This window comes from Flavobacterium anhuiense, assembly GCF_900101855.1.
In the GTDB taxonomy this organism is placed as follows: domain Bacteria; phylum Bacteroidota; class Bacteroidia; order Flavobacteriales; family Flavobacteriaceae; genus Flavobacterium; species Flavobacterium anhuiense.
Genome location: NZ_FMVC01000007.1, coordinates 32790 through 56744, shown reverse-complemented (window position 1 = coordinate 56744; position 23955 = coordinate 32790). Strand labels below are relative to the sequence as shown.

General features: G+C 39.6%; 12 protein-coding genes. 8 read left to right on the top strand and 4 right to left on the bottom strand.

All coding sequences use genetic code 11. The features are described 5' to 3' along the window. The first annotated feature begins 18 nt into the window (after positions 1-18). The 6 genes from BLP44_RS18145 (at position 19) to BLP44_RS18120 (ending at position 10074) form a co-directional block, all read left to right on the top strand. Positions 19-939: an alpha/beta hydrolase gene (locus BLP44_RS18145; protein WP_244511809.1), complete on the top strand. Its 921-nt coding sequence runs from the start codon at positions 19-21 to the stop codon at positions 937-939. 537 nt (positions 940-1476) lie between these two features. Continuing rightward, a complete protein-coding gene (locus BLP44_RS18140; protein ID WP_091134967.1) occupies positions 1477-3459 on the top strand; it encodes a glycoside hydrolase family 97 protein in 1983 nt (660 codons plus the stop codon). 87 nt (positions 3460-3546) lie between these two features. Continuing rightward, complete coding sequence (locus BLP44_RS18135; RefSeq protein WP_091134965.1) at positions 3547-5751, top strand: glycoside hydrolase family 3 C-terminal domain-containing protein; 2205 nt, start codon at positions 3547-3549, stop codon at positions 5749-5751. 22 nt (positions 5752-5773) lie between these two features. After that, positions 5774-7348 carry a glycoside hydrolase family 43 protein gene (locus BLP44_RS18130; protein WP_091134963.1) on the top strand — a complete coding sequence of 525 codons (1575 nt, stop codon included), beginning with the start codon at positions 5774-5776 and terminating at the stop codon, positions 7346-7348. A 3-nt stretch (positions 7349-7351) separates the two neighbouring features. Next, positions 7352-9148 (top strand): glycoside hydrolase family 2 protein, encoded by a 1797-nt coding sequence (locus tag BLP44_RS18125; RefSeq protein ID WP_244511808.1) that lies wholly within the window; start codon positions 7352-7354, stop codon positions 9146-9148. A 26-nt stretch (positions 9149-9174) separates the two neighbouring features. Further along, the gene (locus BLP44_RS18120) at positions 9175-10074 is read left to right on the top strand and encodes an alpha/beta hydrolase (RefSeq protein WP_211516893.1); all 900 of its coding nucleotides are present in this window, start codon (positions 9175-9177) and stop codon (positions 10072-10074) included. A gap of 125 nt (positions 10075-10199) precedes the next feature. On the opposite strand, the gene BLP44_RS18115 is transcribed toward BLP44_RS18120, so the two are convergent. The 4 genes from BLP44_RS18115 to BLP44_RS18100 all read right to left on the bottom strand — a co-directional run bounded on the left by BLP44_RS18115 (position 10200) and on the right by BLP44_RS18100 (position 21426). Next, the gene (locus BLP44_RS18115; RefSeq protein ID WP_091135283.1) at positions 10200-14207 is read right to left on the bottom strand and encodes a hybrid sensor histidine kinase/response regulator; all 4008 of its coding nucleotides are present in this window, start codon (positions 14205-14207) and stop codon (positions 10200-10202) included. A 156-nt stretch (positions 14208-14363) separates the two neighbouring features. Next, positions 14364-16313: a sialate O-acetylesterase gene (locus BLP44_RS18110; RefSeq protein ID WP_091134961.1), complete on the bottom strand. Its 1950-nt coding sequence runs from the start codon at positions 16311-16313 to the stop codon at positions 14364-14366. 84 nt (positions 16314-16397) lie between these two features. Further along, on the bottom strand, positions 16398-18482 hold the full coding sequence (locus tag BLP44_RS18105; protein WP_091134959.1) for a beta-galactosidase: 2085 nt from the start codon (positions 18480-18482) through the stop codon (positions 16398-16400). Between the two features lie 82 nt (positions 18483-18564). After that, on the bottom strand, positions 18565-21426 hold the full coding sequence (locus tag BLP44_RS18100; protein ID WP_091134957.1) for a glycoside hydrolase family 31 protein: 2862 nt from the start codon (positions 21424-21426) through the stop codon (positions 18565-18567). A gap of 307 nt (positions 21427-21733) precedes the next feature. Between BLP44_RS18100 and BLP44_RS18090 the strand changes: the two genes are divergently transcribed. Both BLP44_RS18090 and BLP44_RS18085 read left to right on the top strand, forming a co-directional pair. Next, a complete protein-coding gene (locus BLP44_RS18090) occupies positions 21734-21916 on the top strand; it encodes a hypothetical protein (protein ID WP_139159221.1) in 183 nt (60 codons plus the stop codon). 65 nt (positions 21917-21981) lie between these two features. Further along, positions 21982-23862 (top strand): glycoside hydrolase family 97 protein, encoded by a 1881-nt coding sequence (locus BLP44_RS18085; RefSeq protein WP_244511807.1) that lies wholly within the window; start codon positions 21982-21984, stop codon positions 23860-23862. Positions 23863-23955 lie beyond the last annotated feature (93 nt).

Genomic DNA, 23955 nt, shown 5'->3' with positions numbered 1-23955 from the left:
ATTAAAATGAAAAGCATTTTGAAAACAAAAGGAATTAGAATCGCATTGCTTATTATGCTTATGGCAGCAGGTAAAACATTTGGACAAAGTAAAACCATTAATCTTTGGGATAAGAAAGCGCCAGGCGCAATCGCTAATGCCGATTATAAAGAAACCAATTCAGACGATAGCTGGATGCAGCGTGTTACGAATCCGAGATTAGATGTGTATCCTGGTCCTGCAGAAAAAGCAACAGGGACAGCCGTTGTTATCTGCCCTGGCGGAGGTTATTCTGGAATGGCTATCGGACATGAGGGAAAACAGGTTGCGCAATGGCTCAATAGTCTTGGCATTACGGCTTTTGTACTAAAATACAGATTGCCAGATGCTGCAATAATGACTGATAAATCGGTTGGTCCTATGCAAGACGGACAGCGTGCTATCCGTTTGGTTAGAAGCAGGGCCAAAGAATGGGGAATAGATCCAAAAAAAATTGGCATTATGGGTTTTTCAGCCGGTGGGCATTTGGCTTCTACTCTTTCTACGCATTTTAATGCAAAAGTATATGATGATGCAGATGCGACTAGTGCGCGTCCAGATTTTTCATTGCTGATATATCCTGTAATATCAATGCGTGAAGGTATCACACATATGGGATCGAGAATTAATCTTTTGGGTGAAAAACCATCAGCGGAGCAGGTTAATAATTTTTCAAACGAATTGCAAGTCAATAGTGAAACTCCGACAGCATTTTTAGTGCATTCAATGAATGATGATGCTGTACCGGTAGAAAACAGTATAGAATATGCTTTAGCGCTAAAGAAAAATAAAATTCCTTGCGAACTCCATATCTATGAAAAAGGAGGGCATGGCTACGGACTTGGCAAATCTGGCGGCACAGAGTCAGATTGGAGTCTGGCATGCGGCAGATGGCTTAAAGCAAAAGGCTTGATCAATTAAAAGAACCTAACCCGTTGGTATAAAAATTTTAAACACATAGGAACATAGATTTTATGTTTTTTAAAGTCTCCAAAAGAGAAATTTATTTCTTTCACATAGCTACTATGTGCATTTAAACTAGTGAAACGTTTTTTTTAAGCTTTTCTGAATCTATGTTTCTATGTGTTAAAATTAAATTTGGAACAATTACACCCAATGGGCAAGAACCTATATTTAATTTCTCAGCCACTGTCTATTTGCGGAAGCAGATCTTTTTGGAAATCCAATCAATTCATCTTTATATGGTCTAAAATATTGATGATTACAACAATTATTGCCCTTTTTTAATACAAAGCGTACCGTAGTTAGCTATTTTTTCTTGTCAAATTTGCCCGTTGAAAAAACTTCGAAGCTATAATTCAAATTGCCAATATGAATTAGTGCAGCGAGATGTCAAAAATAGTTTTCCAAAAGAGATAACGCTTAGCCGAACGTTTTTTTAGTTTTTTCAAAGCGTACCAAAACATGTATTTACTAACTAGAATAACCACACATCAAATGAACAGGATTTTATTACAGGCAATTATTTTTATATTTTTAACAGCAAGCGGATCGGCGCAAGTGCTTCACCTCAAATCTCCCGACGGAAAGATTGAGATGGAATTAGAAAACGGCACCAAAATCCGATGGTCTGTAAAACATAACAATACAGAAGTCGTTGCTCCTTCTGCTATTTCACTAACCTTGGGCAGCGGAGAGGTTTTAGGAAACAATGCCAAAATTGCAAGCACTAAAAATTCGGCTTCCAACACCATTTTTGAAACGCCTGTTTATAAAAAGAAAACGGTTGTCGACCAATACAATCAGCTGATTGTAAATTTTAAAGGGAATTTTGGTCTGATATTAAGAGCCTATAATGATGGTGTTGCATATCGTTTTTTTACAAATAAGAATAAAAAAATTACAATACTATCTGAAGAAGCCAGTTTTAACTTCAGCCAAGACCATAAAGCTTTTGTGCCCTATGTTCGCGATTTAAGAGAAAAAGACATGTACACTTCTGCTTTTGAAGCGCTTTATGATGAAATTCCGCTTTCTAAATTCGTCAAAGATTCATTGGCTATTTCTCCGCTTCTTGTTGATTTAGGGAATGGAAAAAAAGCGGCTATTATTGAGGCTGAACTCCAAGATTATCCTGGGATGTTCTTAACACGCAATAATGAGGCGCAATATGGCCTGAAGGGAATATTTGCCCGTTATCCAAAAAAAGAGCGTTTAGGGGGCTATAATAAAATGAACTACATGGTCTCTGAGAGAGAAAACTACATTGCAGAAACAAATGGCAGCAGAAGTTTTCCTTGGAGGGCAGTCATAATAAGCGAAAACGACACTGAGCTTTTGAATAATGATATGGTTCAAAAACTTTCTTCGCCTTCACAAATTTCCGATATGAGCTGGATAAAGCCCGGTAAAGTTGCTTGGGACTGGTGGAATGATTGGAATATATCGAAAGTAGATTTTAAGGCAGGAATCAATACGCAGACTTATAAATATTATATTGATTTTGCCTCTAAAAACAATATTGAATATGTGGTGATAGATGAGGGATGGAGTGAAGAAACCGATATCTTGAAGATTTCGCCAGCTATGGACATTAAAGAGCTTATCGAATATGGTAAGAAAAAAAATGTTGGAATCATTCTTTGGGCTTCATGGTATGCGATAAATCAGGTTTTAGACGATGCATTTGCGAAGTATTCGAATATGGGAGTGAAAGGCTTTAAAATAGATTTCATAGACCGCGACGATCAAAAAATGGTTAACTCTCTATATAATATTGCCAATAAAGCGGCTTCTTACAAACTTCTTATTGACTATCACGGAATGTATAAGCCAACGGGCATTCAAAGAACCTACCCTAATATTGTGAATTTTGAAGGCGTTAAAGGATTGGAAAATGCCAAATGGACACCACATGATGACATGCCGCATTATGAAGCAAGCATACCTTTTATAAGAATGCTGGCCGGCCCTATGGATTATACGCCGGGAGCAATGCGCAATGCTACAAAAGCAGATTTTCGTCCAAGCAATTCGCTGCCCATGAGCCAAGGCACAAGAAGCCATCAGTTGGGAATGTATGTTCTTTATGAAGCGCCGCTGCAAATGATGGCAGATAGTCCAACAGCTTATATGAAAGAGCAGGAAAGCACCACATTTATATCTCAAATTCCAACCACTTTTGATGAAACTGTTGCGCTGGATGGAAAAGTGGGCCAATATGCGGCCATTGCCAGAAAAAAAGGCAATACATGGTTTGTAGGCGGATTAACCAATTGGTCGGCTAGAGAAATAGAAATCGATTTATCTTTCCTTGAAAAAGGAAGCTTTACAGCAGAAGTTTTTAAAGACGGTTTGAATGCCGAAAAAGATCCTACAGATTATAAGCGCGAAATAATTAAAGTTACAAATGCCGCTAAGCTGAAAGTGCAGATGGCTTCTGGAGGCGGTTTTGCGATTATAATTAACCCAGAAAAGTAATTGAAATATCATGGAATGATGCTCTGCTTATTTCAATTAAGGGAAGGATTGTTCGTGATTTCATAAATAATTAGAAAGTATACTATAATGAAAAAAAGATATATCACTGTTTTACTATTACTATATTTTTTCCTCTCACCATTTTTTGGATGGACGCAATCTGCTCTTTATTTAGATGAAAGCCAGCCAATAGAAGTTCGTGTAAAGGATGCCTTATCGCGAATGACGGTAGAAGAAAAAGTGGCGCTCTGCCATGCGCAGTCAAAGTTCAGCTCTAAGGGAGTTCCGCGTCTGGGCATACCAGATGTATGGTCATCAGACGGATCGCATGGAGTGAGCGATGAAAAATTGTGGGATGAATGGAACTCGGCACAATGGACCAATGATTCCTGCACTGCTTTTCCTGCCTTAACGTGTCTTGCGGCAACATTCAATCCAATGATTGCGCAGCTTTACGGGACATCCATAGGAGAAGAAGCTCGATACCGAAACAAAACCATGCTATTGGGGCCTGGCGTCAATATTTACCGTACGCCGCTCAATGGACGAAATTTTGAATATATGGGCGAAGATCCTTTTTTGGCTTCTCGATTGGTAGTTCCATACGTGCAAGGCGTACAGTCTAATGGAGTGGCGGCATGCGTGAAACATTTCGCCCTGAACAATCAGGAAATTGCTCGTGGTGAAATTAATGTCAATGTAAGCGATCGCGCCTTGCATGAGATTTATCTTCCAGCCTTCAAAGCGGCAGTTCAGGAAGGAAACGTATGGTCTATCATGGGAGCATACAATAAAATATGGGGAGTGCACTGCTGCCATAACGACATCTTGCTCAACCAAATCTTAAAAAACGACTGGAAATTTGATGGTGTAGTGGTTAGCGATTGGGGAGGTGTCCACAATACGGATGAAGCGGTCAATGGCGGACTTGATATTGAAATGGGCACTTATACAAACGGATTGACCACGCAAGGGCATTTTCCTTTTTCGAGCTATTATTTAGCCGATCCTTTTTTAAAGGGAATTAAATCAGGCAAATACGAAATGTCAAAACTTGACGATAAAGCAAGCCGAATTCTCCGAATGATTTTCCGGACCACTATGAGCGCCAATCGTCCTTATGGCCGTTTTGTTTCGCCAGAGCATAGCGATGCAGCCCGAAAAATAGCACAGGAAGGAATTGTACTGCTTAAAAATGAGAAACAGTTTTTGCCTATTCCACAAGGCAGATATAAAAAAATTGCTGTGATAGGTGAAAATGCCGTGAAAAGCCTGATTGTTGGCGGAGGTTCTACGTCATTGAAAGCGGCTTATGAAATTTCTCCTTTACAGGGATTAAAGAATAAATACGGCGAAAATAATATTGTTTACAGCATGGGATACGCTTCGGGAAGACCACTTTATGGCGCCGAAGAACCCTCTAAATTAAATCTTGATTCTTTGCAAAACGCAGCAATTGAAACTGCCCGCCAGGCTGATATAGTGCTTTTTGTTGGAGGGCTGAATAAAAATTATTTTCAAGATTGTGAAAGCGGAGACCGTAAATCATTGAGCCTGCCGTTCGGTCAAGACAAGCTGATTGAAGAAATACAGAAAGTGAATCATAATGTTGCGGTTGTTCTATTAAGCGGGAATGCGGTTTTAATGCCTTGGCTTAACAAAACAAAAGCCGTTGTGCAAGGATGGTATCTTGGCTCTGAAGCAGGAAATGCTTTGGCCGATATTATTTCGGGTGAAGCAAATCCGTCAGGAAAACTTCCGATTTCATTTCCTAAAAAATTGGAAGACGTCGGGGCGCATGCTTTTGACCAGCTTTGTTATCCAGGTGACGGAAAAAATGTCTATTATAAAGAAGACATCTTAGTAGGATACCGCTGGTACGATACTAAAAAAATCCCTGTGCTTTTCCCTTTCGGATATGGATTGAGCTACACCACATTCCAGTACGGAAAGCCGGCTGTTTCATCAAAAACGATTACAGCTGCCGACTCTTTAGAGGTGACAGTTTCCATAAAAAACACAGGAAAAGTGGCAGGAAAAGAAGTTGTGCAGCTTTATGTTAATGACGAAACATCGAGCCTGCCTCGTCCTACTAAAGAATTAAAAGGATTTGAAAAAATTTCGCTTGAGCCGGGAGAAGAAAAAACAGTGCGTTTTACTTTAACAAAAAAAGATCTTTCTTATTACGACGACACTAAAAAAGAATGGATTGCAGAACCAGGCAAATTCAGAATAATGATTGGAGCTTCGGCTACTGATATTAGAGGTGTGGCAGATTTTAATTTAAAATAAAGCATTGCAATAATTTACAATTATGAAAAGAATAATTATACTTTTAATCAGTATGTTTGGATTCTGCCATTTTTTGAATGCGCAAGGATACAAAAATCCAGTCATTTCTGGATTTCATCCAGATCCGAGCGTTTGCAGGGTAGGAGACGATTACTATTTGGTCACTTCCAGTTTTGAATACTTTCCAGGAGTTCCCGTTTTTCACAGTAAAGATTTAATCAATTGGACCAAAATTGGACATTGCCTTACGCGCCCTTCCCAGTTAAAATTAGATAAATGCGCTCCTTCAGCTGGGATTTATGCTCCAACAATCCGTTATCATGAAGGGCGTTTTTATATGGTCACGACCAATGTATCGGGCGGAGGAAATTTTTATGTGCATACCGATAATCCTTCAGGAGAATGGTCAGAACCCGTTTTTGTCGATCAAGGCGGTATAGACCCTTCTTTATATTTCGAAGGGGACAAATCTTATTTTGTATCGAATCAGAATGGCATTACCATTTGCGAAATTGATATTAAAACAGGAAAAAAACTCACCAAAGGACAAACGGTGTGGAATGGAACAGGAGGACGTTATCCTGAAGCGCCGCACATTTATAAAAAAGACGGCTGGTATTATCTGCTTATTTCAGAAGGAGGCACAGAATACGGCCATAAAATAACCATAGCGCGAAGCAGGAACATTTACGGACCTTACGAGTCCAATCCTGCCAACCCGATTTTGACCCATATCAATGAAATCGCTCAAAGCAATCCGATTCAAGGGACTGGGCATGGCGATTTTATTCAGGCGCATAATGGTTCTTGGTGGATTGTCTTTCTGGCTTTCCGTCCGCAAAGTCTGCTGCACCATGTTTTAGGTAGAGAAACCTTTTTGGCTCCTGTAAGATGGGATGCAGATGCTTGGCCCGTAATAAATGGCAATGGCACAGTAAATATAGATATGAATGTGCCTACTTTACCATTACAGGCTGTAAAACCTCATGATTTTTCTACGAGTTTTGATGAAATGAAGCTCGGTGTCGATTGGAATTATCTCAGAAATCCTTTCATGCAGCAATACTCGCTTACCGAAAAGAAAGGGGCATTGCGATTAAAAGCCACTTCGGTATCTTTAGACGATAATGATTCGCCAACCTTTGCAGGACGCAGACAGGAACACATTGATTTTTCAGCTTCGACCGTGATGTCATTGAATAATGCAAAAAGTGGAGATGAAGCTGGAATGACCATTTTCTATTCGAGTCAGGCGCATTACGACCTTTCTTTGAAAAAAACAGAAAAAGGCAAAAACAAACTAGTATTGCGTTATAAAATGGGCATACTGAATCATACCGCATCCGAAGAGGAAATTCCTGCCGATACAATTTATTTGAAAGTGGAAGGCAATAAGGATTTTTACAGCTTCTATTATTCTTTGGATGGAAAGGAATTTAAGTTTTTGGATAAAATCAATGTTTGGTATCTAAGCTCTGAGACAAATGGAGGTTTTACTGGCGTATATGTTGGACTGTATGCCTCATCCCAAAATAAGAATACCAAGGCCTTTGCGGATTTTGACAGTTTCACATATAAACCCGGTAAAATGGAATAGAAAATGGATCGACTGCAAAAAATCTGCAAAGCTCAGATAATAAACGTTTTATTGGCAGTTTTTTTAGCCAGCACGACAAATGCCCAAACAGCAATGGCCAATGGCGCATCTAGAAACTCAACAAGTTTGAATGGGAAATGGAAAGTGCTGTCTGATCCGGGAGCTGCTGGCGACTGGAAGAAAGTTTGGATAGAGCCAAAACCGCAGAAGAAAACAGATTTTTTTGAATATTCATTTGACGGTGCGCCAGAATTGAATGTTCCGGGGGACTTCAATTCGCAATTATGCGAGCTTGCTTTTTATGAAGGTGCTGTCTGGTACAAAAAAACGGTTACTCTTAAAAAGAAAAATTCAAGACAGTTTCTGTACTTTGGAGCAGTAAATTATAGCGCCGATGTGTATTTTAATGAAGAAAAACTGGGAAGCCACGAGGGAGGCTTCACTCCGTTCCAATTTGAAATTACAGACAAAGTAAAGGATGGAGATAATACCATTATTGTAAAAGCAGACAATAGGCGTTTAGAGAACGGAATTCCCGGTTTAGGATATGACTGGCTGAATTATGGAGGAATTACTCGCGAGGTCAAAATTATTGAAACCCCAAAAACATACATTGAGGATTATTCCATCCAGCTAGAAAAAGGCAGTCTGAGCAATGTGCTGGGATGGATTCGATTAAACGGCGAGAATTTGACCCAAAAAATTATAGTTAAAATGCCAGAATTAAATATTGTTTATCAGACAAAGACCAATAGCAACGGTTATGCAAAGCTTGAATTTTCGTCCAAGTTCAAGCTATGGTCTCCTCAAAATCCTAAACGATACCTTGTAATTGTGGAATGCAACACCGATTCCATTGCTGATGAAATTGGCTTTAGGAGCATTGAAACCAAAGGGAGTGAAATTTTGCTTAATAAAAAGCCTATTTTCATTAAGGCCATAAACATTCATGAAGAAAATCCGATGAAAAAAGCGAGAGCATTTTCATCGGAAGATGATAGGCTATTGCTGAATTCAGCCAAAGAGCTAGGATGCAATTTAGTAAGATTGGCCCACTATCCGCATAATGAGGATATGATTAAAGAAGCTGAAAAAATGGGTTTGATGGTGTGGAGCGAACTTCCAATCTATCAGAATGTTAAGTTTTCCGATAGTTTGGTTCCTCACAAAATGCAGGATATGCTGCAAGAAATGATTGCAAGAGATAAAAACCGATGTGCAGTTGTGGTCTGGAGCCTTTCGAACGAAACATATCCTGGCACTCCAAATAGAGATAAAGCGCTTATTGATTTAACAAAAGAATGCAAAGGGATCGATTCTACAAGATTGGTTACGCATGTTATAAACACGCAAGGTTATGCCAATAATTCATTTCATATCTGGGATCCGCTTTATAATTATTCTGATTTAGTTGCTCTTAATGAGTATATTGGCTGGTATATTCCTTGGCAAGGAAAACCTTCAGAGGTGAAGTGGAAAATAGATTTTTCTAATAAACCTGTGTTTATTTCTGAATTTGGAGCAGAAGCATTATATGGAACTAGGAATGTTCCTGCAGATCAAGCTGCCTACTGGTCTGAAGAATATCAGGAGCAGGTTTATAAAAATCAGATTGAAATGTTTAACACTATTCCAAATTTAAGAGGTGTCTGCCCATGGCTATTGTATGATTACAGATCATTGGGAAGAATGCACCCTGTGTATCAGAAGGGATATAATAGGAAAGGATTGATCTCTGAAAATGGAGAAAAGAAAAAAGCTTGGCACATTATAAATAACTATTATAAAGAAGATAAATAATGAAAAACAAACCATTTTTAATTGCGATGCTGGCCTTGTTCTGCTGGTCTATAGGACACTCCCAAACAGAGAATGCTGCAGATAAAAAATTAAACCTGCAGCCCATAGTATTCAATGCCGAAGACAAACCGGCATTTGAAGATCCGCCACAAGGATTTAGGGACAAGCACGCGGAATTGGCTTTGGGAAAACTTACTGTGGTCCAGTACAATTCCAAAACATTGGGCACGCGCCGCGAAATGGCAGTTTACACCCCTGCAGGTTATGCAGCTGATAAAAAATACCCGGTGCTTTATCTGCTGCATGGCCTTAATTCAGATAAAGGGCAATGGACGGATTGGATTCGCGCCCAGGATGTTATAGATAATTTAATCCGTGACGGAAAAATCAAGCCAATGCTGGTGGTTTTTCCCAACTGCAACTCAAGTGTCACTGTTGAAAATCCGACTCCTGACCAAGAGAAGGAGAAAGAAATGGGATATAAAAGTTATGGAGTATCTTTTGAGAAAGATCTGCTGAAGGATATCATTCCGTATATTGAATCAAATTATGCTGTATACCGAAATCGAGAGCAGCGAGCTTTAGCAGGTTTGTCTATGGGAGGCGGGCAATCTCTAAACATTGGCCTTTCCCATATCGATACTTTTGCTTTTATTGGAGGTTTTTCATCAGCACCCAATACAAATGAAGTAGGAGGACTTTCGACTCTTAAGCTTGTGCCAGAGGTAAAAGCGGCAAGAAAAGATCTTAAAGTATTGTGGGTTTCTTGCGGCAGTAAAGACTGGCTTTTCAATGTGAGCCAGCGCATTCATGGCTGCCTAAAAGCAAATCAAGTGCCTCATGTATGGCATGTAGATGGCAATGCGCACGATGATACAGAATGGGCGAACAATCTGTATCTTTTCTCGCAGCATATTTTTAAATAAATATTCTTTTAAGCAGTTTATAGTAGTTTTTTGAAGCATTTTTAAATAAAACGAATATAGACTGAGAAAATAAAAAAAACAGCCTTAATGATGATATTAAAGGCTGCTTTTTTATTGCGTTGTTTTTATAGTTTTTTGTGAAGTTTTAGATATTCAGAAGGAGATAAACCAAATTCTTCACGGAAATATTTTGAGAATCTTTTCGGCGAATTAAATCCAACTTCGTAGGCTATTTGCGAAACCTGCAGCTGGCTTTTATCCAAAAGCTGTCGTCCTCTTTTCAATCGGATTGTACGGATGAATTCGGCAGGGCCTTTGCCTGTTATAAACATTAGTTTTTTATACAGATGCCCTCGGCTCAAGCCTAAAGTGTCTCCTAGATTCTCTACAGAAAATTCAGTATCGCTAATATGCTGTTCGACCGCTTTTATCGCTTTTTCGATAAAAATTTCATCTAGAGAGGTAATGGTAATCTCCTGCGGATTAACGTCTATTTTTTGTTTAAATGCGGCATGGCTCTTTTTGGTCCATTCGATAAATTTATTAATTCGAAGTTTGAGAATATGGATATTAAATGGTTTGGTGATATAATCGTCCGCTCCATATTTTAGCCCGTCAATATGATATTCCTCAGCAGTGCGAGCTGTTAGGAGAATTACAGGAATATGTGACCAGTAGATATTGGTTTTGACCAATTTGCAAAGCTCAATGCCATCCATTATAGGCATCATTACATCACTTACAATAACCGTAATATTGTTTTTTTGCAGCAGTTCAATAGCCTCTTGTCCATTATGGGCCGTCAGCACCGTAAAGTCATCTTTTAGGTTGTCTTCTATAAATTCGCACAGGTCTTTATTGTCATCTACAAAAAGAACCACTTGTTCAGTAGGACTTTCTGTTTTTTCCTCTTCAATGTTTGGAATATCAATCGTAGCAGGACTAAGCATCAAATTCTTTTCAGAACTTTCTCTAATTGGGATTTTAAAGGTAAATGCACAGCCATGCGGAACATTATCTTCAATAGTTATAGTGCCACCATGAAGCTGTATGTATTCATTTGCAATATGCAGTCCAAGACCGCTGCCTGTTTCATTCTGGCTCTGTCCTCCTTGATAAAATCTCTCAAATACGAGCGGTTTATCCTTATCGTTGATTCCCGGACCAGTGTCCAGAACTTTGACGCAGACTTGAGTATCGTTGCGGCTAATTTGTACCTGAATTTTTCCTCCATCGGCAGTATATTTAAAAGCATTCGAAAGCAGATTGGCAAGTGTTTTTTGTATCTTATCCTTGTCAAATTCCATAAGCAGGCTGTCTAGTTCGCTTTCAAAAGATAATTGGATATTGCGTTCAGCGGCATACACGTTAAACGAACTGCAGATATCCTCGGCGAAACTTACAAACTCTGATGCCTTTAAGTTTAAGCTGACGATTCCTGCATCTAATTTGCGAAAATCCAGCAGCGAATTAATTAAGGAAAGAAGCTGCTGTGCATTTTTATGGATGACATTTATTTTCTTTCGCATAACCTCATCCATAGAATCATTCAAGAGCACTTGCAGAGGCGTTATGATAAGGGTTAGGGGAGTTCTCAGATCATGGCTTATGTTGGTGAAAAAGTTCAGCTTCATTTCGTTAATCTGCCATTCCTTCTCACGATTCATTTTCTCGCGCTGTTCTTCCAATTTTAAATGATGGCGGATTTTTGATCTGCGCACGGTATACCATATTAGGGCTGCTATCGTTAGCCCATAAAAAAGATACGCCCAGATAGTTAAATAAAAAGGAGGCAGTACGCTCAATGCCAATATTTTGATATTATCGTTCCAACCCGAAGCATTATCGTACGCTTTTACCAAAAGCTTGTAATTGCCGGCTGGTAAGGCAGAAATTGCAATTTTATTGTCTTGAATAGGAATCCATTCCGAATTAAACCCTTCAATCTTGTAAAAATACTTGACCTTCTCGGCATTTAATAAATCCGTGCTCGTAAACTTAAGAGTGATAAGCCTGTCATCGTGCCTTAAAGTAAGCTTGGAAAGCAATTCTGTTGAATGCTGCAGCAATTTATGTCCATTATAGACAGAATCCACCTCTATAGTCTGATTTCCAAGAGTTAGCCCTGTAAAAATAATTTTTGAAACCGGCTTGTTTTCTTTTAGCAGTTTGTTAGGGTTGATTATGGTGTATCCGTCCAGATTGCCAAGCAAAATATCACCGTTTCTTAATTGCAGTATAGAGTGTTTGTTAAAATAATTATCCATCAGCCCATCCCTAACCGAATAGTTTTTGCTGCTTATGGATAAATTATCATTTGCATCATAACTTACAGTTAAAATGGAAAGTCCATTAGGGGTGGTAACCCAGATGTTATTGCGGTTATCTTCCAATATGCCGCTGACAGAATTGTCGCAAAGGCCATTTGATTTGTTGAAGTAATAAATGGTATCTTTTTTCGGATCCCAGATATTCAGTCCATCATTATGGGCAATCCATAAAATATTGCGTTTGTCTTTGTAGACCGCAGAAATCTGAAAGTGCTTGAATTTTTGCGTTCCTTTTTTATTGCCATACGATACGACTTTCTTATTATTGGTAATATCAATATTGAAAAGCCCGTAACCTGTGCCCAGCAGAAGCTCATCGCCTGAATCGTAAAACATATCGAGTGCAAAGACTTGATCTTCAAATACAGAAATCACAGAATCAAAACTAGTGGCATCTGACGGAAGCTGCTGTATTTTTCCTCCCATAGACCCTATCCAGATATTTCCGTAACGGTCCTGTTTTAAGTTCCAGACATTGTTGTTGCTTAGTTTGCTGTTTTTTGTGGTATATTGGGTTATGGCGCCATTTTGCCAGCAAAACAGCCCATTTTGATAAGTGCCGATCCAAATGCGGTTTTTGCGATCTTCCAATAAACAGGTGATAGCTGCTTTGGGAAATGGAATTCGAGAAGTATTTCCTGATTTTTTATCTTTTTTAAAAAGTCCTTTCCCATCTGTTGCAATCCAGAGATCTTCGTTGTGATCCTCCATTATGGTGCTAATATCAGAGCATTCCGGGTGTTTGAAATTGATGAAATTTTTAAAGCTTTCATTAAAAAAAGAGAGCCCTTTTTTGCTGTGTCCAATCCAGATGGTCCTATCGTTGTCGCGATACATGCAGGTTATATTGTTGGATGGCAGAGAATTGTCTTTGTTTGGGTTTTGAACACAGTTTGTTATGCTGTTTTTTGATTTGTCAAAAATAAAAAGCCCTTTATGGTCTGTTCCAATCCATATTTCGCCTGGCTTATTTTCGATAATGCTGCTAACGAAATTAATGTCGCTGTCTACACTGGATTTTAATGTTATAGAGCTCCATTTCTTAGTTTGATGATCCTGATAAGAAACTTCATTGGGGTTATTGCTGAAATAGACCCATAAACCGTTGTTGCTGTCCAGAAAAGCGATATGCCATTCATCAGTTCCATTTCTTCTGCTTGAAACTGGGAGTTTAATGTTTTTTATATGCCCTGTAGTACTGTTTAACTGCCAGCATTTTTGAGAATTTTCAATGCAATATACGGACTCGCCATTATCTGTTACGCTAATATAAAAAGGGTCTTCAATGCTTACGCCGGTAAAGATGGAAGTATGCCTTTTTTTTATGTCGTAAAAAGAAATATTTTTTTTATTGAAAACCCATAAATTCTTTTTTTTGTCCACATAAATTTTACAGTTGCTATCTGCATGAATGTGCAGCTTGTTTAAAAGAAAAGCGATGTCTGTAATAAAGCAGTCCTTATCTCTGTTATATATCGCATTATCATGCCCGAAATTGACCCATATATTGCCCAAGCCATCTTCTTGAAGACCTAAAATATCGTTGGAAATTAAGCTATTGGGCTTTTTGGAGTTGGTGGTGTAAACTTTGAATTCGTAACCATCATATCGATTAAGTCCAGTTTCAGTGCCAATCCATAAAAAACCGTAACTGTCCCTTAGAAATGTCTTGACATTGGTGCTCGAAAACCCTTCGCTGGTTTTCAACTGATGAAAAATATAATTGGACTGCGCAAGAATGCTCTGGAACGAAATTATTCCAAAAACAGCAAGAAATAATAAGAGGGCTTTATGTTTTTTCATTCGGTCTAAATTAATCATTTATCTGCAGCTGCAGTATCAAAAGGACTGTTTTTATGTAAAATCACAGCCATTATTTCAATCACTATCGATTTTATTTTCTTTTAGAATCGATAGTGAAATTTGAAATATGCAATACACTTGGCTTATTAAAGATATTTATTTTTCAAAGCTGTATTTAATGCCTTTTGAGATGGTATTCCAGTCATCTGTTCGAAAAGGAATAGCAGGGAAATTTTCTGCATTGTACAAATTACAGTCGCTAGCATCGTCAGCCCAGCCGTAGCGGACAGCTTGCGGATTTTTTACCTGATCGCTCCACACCAAAAGCTGACTGCCTTTTATTTGGGCTTTGGCGTAATGAAAAACATGATCGGATCCTGCAATTTCAAATCCTTTTATATACTGGTATTTATCATGAACCGTTAATCCGCTTTCGGCATTGTCAAATGTTAAGAGTACCTGATCGGCTTTTGTTTCCATAGATTTGTATGCTGGTCCGCTGAAAACATTTCCTTTGCCATACACTTTATTTAAAGCGATGGCAGCCAGTCTATATCCAACGTCCTGTTTGTTTTTTGGATGAATATCTTTTGGATCTCCGATATCTGCAGTAACACTCATGCCAGTATTGGCAACATTGTTAAGGGTGAAAGCTTGCGCTTCTCTTAATTCTGCCCAATAACTGCCAACACTGCTGTTTCCTCCAAACTCATTAAAAGAAGACAGCTGTACAAAAAAGAAAGGAAAATCACCTTGATTCCATTTTGTTCTCCAGTCATTGATTAGTAACGGAAAAGCTTTTTTATATTGTTCGGCACGTGTAGCATTTGCCTCGCCCTGATACCAAAGCACACCCTGAAAAGAATAGGGAACCAAAGGATTGATCATGGCATTGTAAAGAAGAGAGGGATAGCTGTTTGGAGAAAGGTCTGTTTTGATTTCTGTAACCTGAAATTTCCATTTTCCTGCAAGTGGCACAATTGTCGTGCCTACAGTTAATTTTAGATCAGCATCATCGCCAAAAATGCCGCCCCCTCCGCTGTAATCCGTTACTCGCACTGCAACCGTGTTAATGCCTTCTTTAAGCGTTCCAGCAGGTATTTTGTATATTCTTTTTTTGTCCCATTGGGTATTTTTCCCCACTTCAATTCCATTTACATAAGAAAGATCTTCATCATCTATTTTGCCTAGCTCCAGTAAAGCTTCTTTACTGGCATCTTCTTTTGAAATTATAAAAGACTTGCGCATCCAAACCGTGCCGTCTAAACTGCCTAATTGCTGGTTCCACAATTGTGGGGTATGTATTTCTGGCCATGCGCTATCGTCAAAGCTTGCTGTTTTGTACTGGCTTTCAGAATTTGAAGTTATTTTAGATTTTTGAAGAGCTTCAATTTTTACTGTAAGCGCATCGAGTTTATTTTTTAGAAATGAATCCATTGTGCCTTTTGGAAGATTGGCAATCATGCTGCTGAACTCAGGGCTTTTTTCAAAAGCTTCTCTGCTGGTCCAGGTTTCTGAGCACGTACCTCCCCAAGAAGCATTTATTATTCCGATTGGGATTTTTAATTCATTGTACACTTTTTTTGCAAAAAAATAGCCCACTGCTGTAAAGGAGCCCGTATTTTTTTTGCTGCTTTCTTTCCAGCTGCCAGCTTTGAGCTCCTCTTTAGGTGTCGAATTTAAATCTTTGTCCACTAAAAATTGTCGTATCCAAGGATTATCTGCTTGACTGATTTCATAATCAGCATTCTGAGCTTGGCCAACGGTCCATTCCATATTAGACTGTCCGCTGCAGATCCAGACTTCTCCGACCAGAACATTCTCAATGGTAATGCTGTTCTTTCCTTTAATCGCCATTTTAAAAGGACCGCCTGCCTTTTCAGGCTTTAAGTATAAAAGCCATTTTCCGTTTTTGTCTGCTTTAGTTCTTTGGATCTGTTTATTAAAAGCGACTTCAATTTTTTCTCCTGAATCGGCCCAGCCCCAAACAGAAATGGGTTTATTGCGCTGTAAGACCATTCCGTCGCTAAAAAGCAGCGGTATTTTTACATTAGCATTTGCGCATAAACTCAGCGTAAAAAGCAAAGTGATTAATTTTTTTTTCATTTTGGTTGGTTTAAATTTATAGTTAGCATTAAATCTGCAGCAAGAGTTGCAGGGATGTTCAAAGGCTGTAATTGTTTAAAAAAATTATTGCTGCCAAACTGTTACACCGCCTGGAGGCAAAGTTTTGCCGCCAATTATTATATTTGCTATACCGGATATTTTTTCTATCTGATAATCTTCTGAAGAATAATTTACCGCGATCCAAAAACCGTCACGCCAATTAATGTAAACACCTTTAGGATATTGTTCAACAGCAATTCCGGCCTGCTTGTATACATGCTGCAGAACGTCTTTTTCAAGTTGGGCATCGTCTGTATCAGTGCCAATATAAGTAACAGTTCCTTTTCCTATTTTGTTGGTTACTGCAGATGCTGTACCTGCGTAAAATTGATTAGTGTATTTAGCAAGCACATTTTCAGGTTTATTGGCTTTTACTAGATCTGCCCAGTTATTCCAGTAATACTCCTTTCCGAAACCTTGAATTGTGCCTTTTGCATAGGGCAGAAGATGGTCAAAATCTTCAATTTTGGCATCTATTAGGCCGTATATCGGATTTCCCCATCCTTGGAATAAATGTCCGTTTTTGTCCTTAACAGCGGTGCGCACCGTTAAGATTAAATGCCCGCCTTGTTTTACATACTCTGTCCATTTATTGATAAGTTTCTCGTCTGCCAGCTCATAAGCAGGGGCAATCACCACCTTATAAGAATCTAATGGCTCGTTTTCGTAGATTATTTCTGCCGGCGCGCCGCATGATTTTGCGATTTCCAAATATTTCTGGAAAAAAGCTAGGGTATTCCATTGGCTTGTCTGCCCTTGGCGTCCCATGCTCCATAAATTGTCATAATTCCATAATAAGGCAGTTTTTCGAGCCTGTATTTCTTTAGGCATTACCGCTTTGGGATTATAAGCTTTTCTCAATGATTTCATTTCCTGCATGGTCTGCTGGTAATCTTTTCCTCCCTGCGATAGGGTGGTTCCATCAAGTTTGGTAATCCCGCTGTGGTATTGTTCAGCGCCATAATTTATTTGGCGGTAACGATAGGAGCACGCAAAGGACATTCCTTCAGCCATACAATGATAAAGCCACATGCGCACCGCTCCAGGCTGAAGCAAAGGATTAACATTTCCCCAGTTGACAAAACCAGGCTGGAGTTCCATTATGCCAGAAATGTAGTCTTTAGTTTTGAAAAAACTCAGCGCAAAGGAAAGTTCCTCTGGATCGCCAAGACGAAAACCCTTTTCTCCTATATTAGGAACTCCTTTATTCGGATAGCTGGTAAAAGCATTAAAATCGAGTTTTTTTGTTCTTCTTGGATCTGCTGATGGAGTAGTAGCAGTATAATTTGTTGTTACAAATTGATTTTTAGCAATTAAAGGCCTGATAATGTCTGCCTGAAAATCTAAAAAATCGGCCTGCGTATCGGCAGTATATCGTTTAAAGTCCAGCAAGGCATGCGGATTGATTCCCCACCATCCAACAAGATTTGCATTTGGAATTTTAATCTGACCAAAACTGCTGTAAGTCTGGCTCCAAAAGGCAGTTCCCCATGCAGTATTCAAAGCGCTTATGGTGCGGTATTTACTTTCCAACCAATTGCGGAAAGCATCTTGTGAGGACGGGCTATAGTCTTCTTTGGCTTCCGGTTCGTTGTCGAGCTGCCATCCCATTACATTTGGATTATGGCCGTAGCGTGCCGCCAATTTACTAATGATGTTTTTGGAAAAATTTCTCCATACGGGATTGCTCAAAGACTGCTGTGCTCTTGTGCCATGCTCAGCCCTTTGGTAATGGCTGTCCATCAGATAGATTTCAGGATATTTAATGCCCATCCAGACAGGCGAAATTGCTGTAGGGGTGCCTAGTATAACCTTTAATTTGTATTTTCCTGCAAGATTTATCACTTCATCAAGCCATTCAAATTGGTAGTTTCCTTCTTCGGGTTCCATCTCTATCCAAGCGAATTCCGCTATATGGATAAACTCAAAACCAATCTTAGAAATGTTGCTGATATCTCTTTCCCAGTCTTTTTTATTCCAATGTTCTGGGTAATAATAAATTCCCATTGCCATCAGATTTTCTTTAGGAAAGAAAATTGGGGGCTTTTGTGCCATTATGCCTGCTGAAGACAGCAGCAATAAATAAATGATATATTTTTTTAATTTCATGGATCTATATTTTTCTCACTTGCATCGAGACCTGCATTAAGTTGTCTTAATGCAGGTGTTCAACGTGATTGTTTTAGAATAATTAAATTTTAATGGCTTGAAGCGTTCCGTTATATTGGATTTCTTTTCCGGAAGCATTAGAAAGGAATGCTTTTGGACTAGATGGATCGACAGCGATGATTTTAAATTTTCGGTCTTTTAGCATGCCTTTAAAATCTCCTTTGCGCTCGCCAATGGTTAAAGTTTCGTTTTTTTGATCATAATTGAAGCTTATCGTGGCATAATGTCCTTTTTCATAATTATAGTTAATACCTTCATCTTCATACAAAGTAAAGCTTCCGTCGCGGCCTTTATAAACATACAGCACCATATTATCAGCAGGTTTCTGATCGGTGTATTGGATTTCAGGGCCTACGGGAACTATAGCACCTTCAGGAATAAAGAGGGGAATGCGTCCATAAGGAGCGTCAGCCTGTAGAGTCTGTCCTCCTGACAGATGTTTGCCCGTATAAAAATCGTACCAGTTTTTGCCAGCAGGAAGATACACTTCTCTTTTTCTGGCTCCATATTGGTAAACAGGGCACACCATAAAAGATGGCCCAAACATGAATTGGTTGCTGATGTTAACGACATTTTTATCGTTTTGAAAATCCATCACCAAAGGGCGCATAATGGTATAATCGTTAAAATGCGTCATACCGGCCATAGTATAGATGTATGGCATTAGTCTGTAACGCAGACGGTCATAAAATACAATTGATTCGTAGGCAGGATGGCCTTCTGGAGCGATGTTCCAAGGTTCGCGATAAGGAAATTGCCCATGGGAACGGTATAAAGGAGCAAACACCCCAAACTGATGCCAGCGTGTGTTTAATTCGCGCCATTCTTTGCTGTCGGAATTTTCATTTCCACTTTTGTCATATTGCTGCTGTGCGCCCACATAGCGGTCTTCAACGCAAAAGCCTCCAATATCCATCGTCCAGTACGGAATACCGCTTGCAGCAAAATTAAGACCTGCCGAAATCTGCGCTTTCAAATCTTCCCATCTCGTTGCAATATCGCCGCTCCAGGTTGCTGTTGAGTAACGCTGCAGTCCAGCGAAACCTGATCTAGTTAAAAGAAATACACGTTTATTAGGATCTACAGCCCTTTGTCCGTCATATATTGCTTCGGCGTTCATTAAGGCATAAGTGTTGAAATATTCCGTCGCAGACCCTAAAGCGGTTGGCCCCTGCAATTTTTTGCGATATTCCATATCGGTGCAGTCCAATACGTTAGGTTCACTAGCATCCATCCACCATGCATCAACTCCTATAGGATACAAATTTTTATAAATCTGCTTCCAAAACAATTTACGCGCACCGCTTGCATAAGCGTCATAAAATGAGCCTACATAACCTGGGCCAACCCAGTCGTGTACATTGTCTTTAATGGCCTGCTGATACATCCATCCATTTTGGTCGAATTCTTTAAAGTGGTCTGTAGTTTTATAAAATTTAGGCCAGACGGAGATCATCATTTTGGCATTCATCGAATGGATGGAGTCTGTCATGGCTTTTGGATCAGGAAAACGCTTAGGATCAAATTTGTGGCTTCCCCATGCATCATCTTCCCAATAATTCCAGTCTAAAACTATATTATCAATTGGAATCTGGCGCGTTCTGAATTCTTTTAAATTGCTTAAGATTTCATCTTGGGTTTTGTATCGCTCGCGGCTCTGCCAATAGCCCATTGCCCATTTGGGCATAATTTGGGATTTTCCCGTCAAGGTTCTATATCCCTTAATTATGCTGTCCATGGAATTGCCATGAATAAAGTAGTAATCGATTTTTTTGTTCATTTCGCTCCACCAGACCTGGCTGTTTTTTTCCTCAGCCAATTGAGGCGTTCTTACCCTTAATCCGCAATAGGATGTTGAACCGTCCGGTTTCCATTCTATTCTTAAAGCAGTGCGCTTGTCTGCTTTCAGATTCATAGAGAATTTGTAGCTGTTAGGATTCCAAGCTGTTCTCCATCGCTCAGGAACCACTAATTGATTGTCTAGATAGACTTTTACATATCCGGAATAATATAAAGTAAATTTATATTCTCCGTCTTGCGGCGCTTCGATTTCCCCTTCATAAGCAACAGCAGCATTCTTTAAAGGCAGATCTGCTGGCAGATTTTTAATGCTTTTAACGTCTTCAAAAAAAATAGACTGCTCTTGACGGATGAGCGGTGCATTTTTCTTCTCTGGCGTGATGTAGGTTCCCGTTAAGAAGCCTGGCTCGCCATTTTTTCCATATAATTTGAAAACCTTGTTTAGCTGCTCATAAGGACGGCTGTCTCCAAATCGGCTTAAGGAATAGCTGTCCCATAAAAGGCCATAATTTTTATTTGATACAATAAAAGGAACCGATACCTTGGTATTGTATTGGAAAAGCTCTTCGCTTTTATCTTTGTAATTGAATTCATCCGACTGATGCTGTCCCAGCCCATAAAACGCTTCATCTTTAGGCGATTCAAATATCTGCCGCACCGTATAGCCTTTTGTCTGGTCAGCCTCTACAGGAAGAAAAGTCCTCCCGCCGCCTGCTTTTTCAGCCAGCAGCATTTTGCCGTTTTTATCTTTAAACTTAATCCCTCCATCTTTTGCCGAAACCATTACATTTAAAGTCTTGGTTGCGAGTTTAATGGAGTCTTTTAATTGACTGATCTGGAAGGGAACAGTTTGCTGGCCGGGAACAATAATCAGGCTCGAATCTTTAACAGATTCTTTGGCTGACGCAGCAACATGTATCAGATCATTGCCTAAAACCTGCAGACGCAGTGTGCCTAATTGGTTTTCTGCGTTTGGTTTCAAGTCTATAAACACACTGTCATTTGTTTTGGTGTAGTTTTTAACAGCGCACGATGCCAAGAGCAATCCGGCGGAAAGACCTAAAGCGATTGTGTTTTTTTTCATGTTTTTTGGTTAAGAATAGTTTATATGATAATTAGCAGTTTTGTGATTTATGCTTTTCCCGATCTAGAAGTTATCATATCCAGTCGAGCTAAATTTCAAATGGGTTTCAAACGATGGCAAGCTGTAAAAGTCAAATGGCAATCTGCATTTTTTGGTGACTGCATGAGGCTCATTCAAGTTGTATTGGCAGCTGATAATGCTGGGGTGTAAAAATATCTTTTAATGTAAAAGGACAGGGGGCGTAAATGTGTTATTTGACAGGCTCTTATGTATCATTGTGTTTTTGGTTGCTGTAAAGGGGAGCAGAATGTATTTTATGGCTGGCGGAAATGTATTATTGCTTTTGAGCATTCAAAGTAAAGAGTACATTAGCATCTGTGAAGTTACAGAGCTGGAGCACCGAACAGCCCTAATTAGGGATTATGAACAAGAAGCAGATGTTCAGAATCATCTTGAAATCAAAAATAAACTGACTAACCAACCTCTATAATTATGAATATAAAATTTAGCATATGTTTATTGCTTGTAAGTTTCTTTAAACTAAACGCCCAATCAGTGGTAAAAAGTCCGGACGGAAAGCTTGCGGTATCGGTTTCTGCAGATAACGGAATGCCCCAGTATAGCGTAACCTACAACGAAAAAACGTTTATAGAAAAATCCCCATTAGGCCTAAAGACAAATGCGGGAGATTTCAGCTCCGGACTGGCTTTGCAAGCAAATAGCGTCCAAAATAAAATTGACGAATCCTATCAGCTGCGCAACATTAAAAAAAGCAATGTTCATTACACGGCCAACGAGGCTGTTTTTTCGTTCACAAAAGAGGGCAGACCGGCTTTGGATGTAATCTTTAGGGTAAGCAATAATAATCTGGCATTCAAATATAAAGTGTATCCGCAGAAGGAAACGTTTTCCTGCGTGGTCCAGGAAGAGGCTTCGGGATTTCTGATGCCTAAGGGAACCGCGACATTTCTGTGCCCGCAAAGCAATCCCATGACAGGATATGCGAGAACAGCTCCCAGTTATGAGACTTCATACGCCCTCGATGATGCAGTGGGAAAAAACGGCTGGGGAAACGGATACACGTTTCCATGCCTGTTTAAGGTAAATAGCAGCGGATGGGTGCTGATTTCTGAAACAGGGGTGGACGGCGGCTACTGCGCCAGCAGGCTGATCGGACATGAGAACGGATTATATTCAATCGGATTTCCGATGCCGGGAGAAAACAACGGAAACGGAACGACATCTCCAGGAATTCCGCTTCCGGGAGAAACGCCATGGCGCACCATTACAATTGGAGAAACGCTTGCTCCGATAGTGGAGACTACGATTCCTTTTGACTTGGTTAAGCCAAAATATGAAGCTTCCAAAGAATACCAGTACACAAAAGGCACTTGGAGCTGGATCATCAAAATGGATAGTAACACAACGTTTCCCGTGCAGAAGGAGTACATCGATTTCAGCGCGGCGATGGGATATGAAACCATTTTAATCGATGCGCTTTGGGATGTGCAGATTGGCCGTGATAAAATAGCAGAACTAGCGGCATACGGCGCAAAAAAAGGCGTTGGGCTTTATTTATGGTACAATTCAAACGGGTACTGGAATGATGCTCCGCAAGGCCCGAGAGGACTAATGGATAATGCGGCCATCAGAAGAAAAGAGATGGCTTGGATGAAAAGCATCGGAATCAAAGGCATTAAAGTGGATTTTTTCGGAGGAGACAAGCAGGTGACCATGAAACTGTATGAAGATATTCTGACGGATGCCAATGAATTTGGGATAATGGTTATTTTCCACGGCTGCACCCTGCCTCGAGGCTGGGAGCGCATGTATCCGAACTATGCCTCCAGTGAAGCGGTTCTGGCAAGCGAGAATCTGCATTTCGGACAGCAGAGCTGTGATAATGAAGCTGTAAATGCGGCAACGCATACTTTTATCAGAAATGCGGTGGGAAGCATGGATTTTGGCGGAAGCGCTTTGAACAAATTCTACAATAGCGATAACATTCCAAATAAAGGCTCAAAAAGAATGACTTCGGATGTATTTGCTTTAGCCACTTCAGTGCTTTTTCAGAGCGGCGTGCAGCATTTTGCTTTAGCACCCAATAATCTGCACGACGCTCCAGACTGGGCCATAAAATTTATGAAGGAAGTGCCGACGGTCTGGGATGAAGTTCGCTTTCTGGAAGGATATCCAGGCAAATATGTTGTGCTGGCCAGAAGAAAAGGGAAAAAATGGTATATGGCTGGAGTTAATGCGCAGAAAGAACCTTTGGAACTAAAATTAAAGCTGCCCATGATCTCGGAGGGCACCACTCTTAGATATTATCAGGATGATGAATTATTAAATGGAAAAATTATGGATTTTAAATACAGATCAAAGATTGGAGTGCCCATCAAAGTTCCTTGTAATGGAGGTGTCCTGCTAACCAACTAAAATCTCTAGGACTGATTATGATTTATCCAGAATTCAAGCAATAAAGAACGAATGTATTTTAGCATAATCTTACTAATTAAAATAACTTAAACC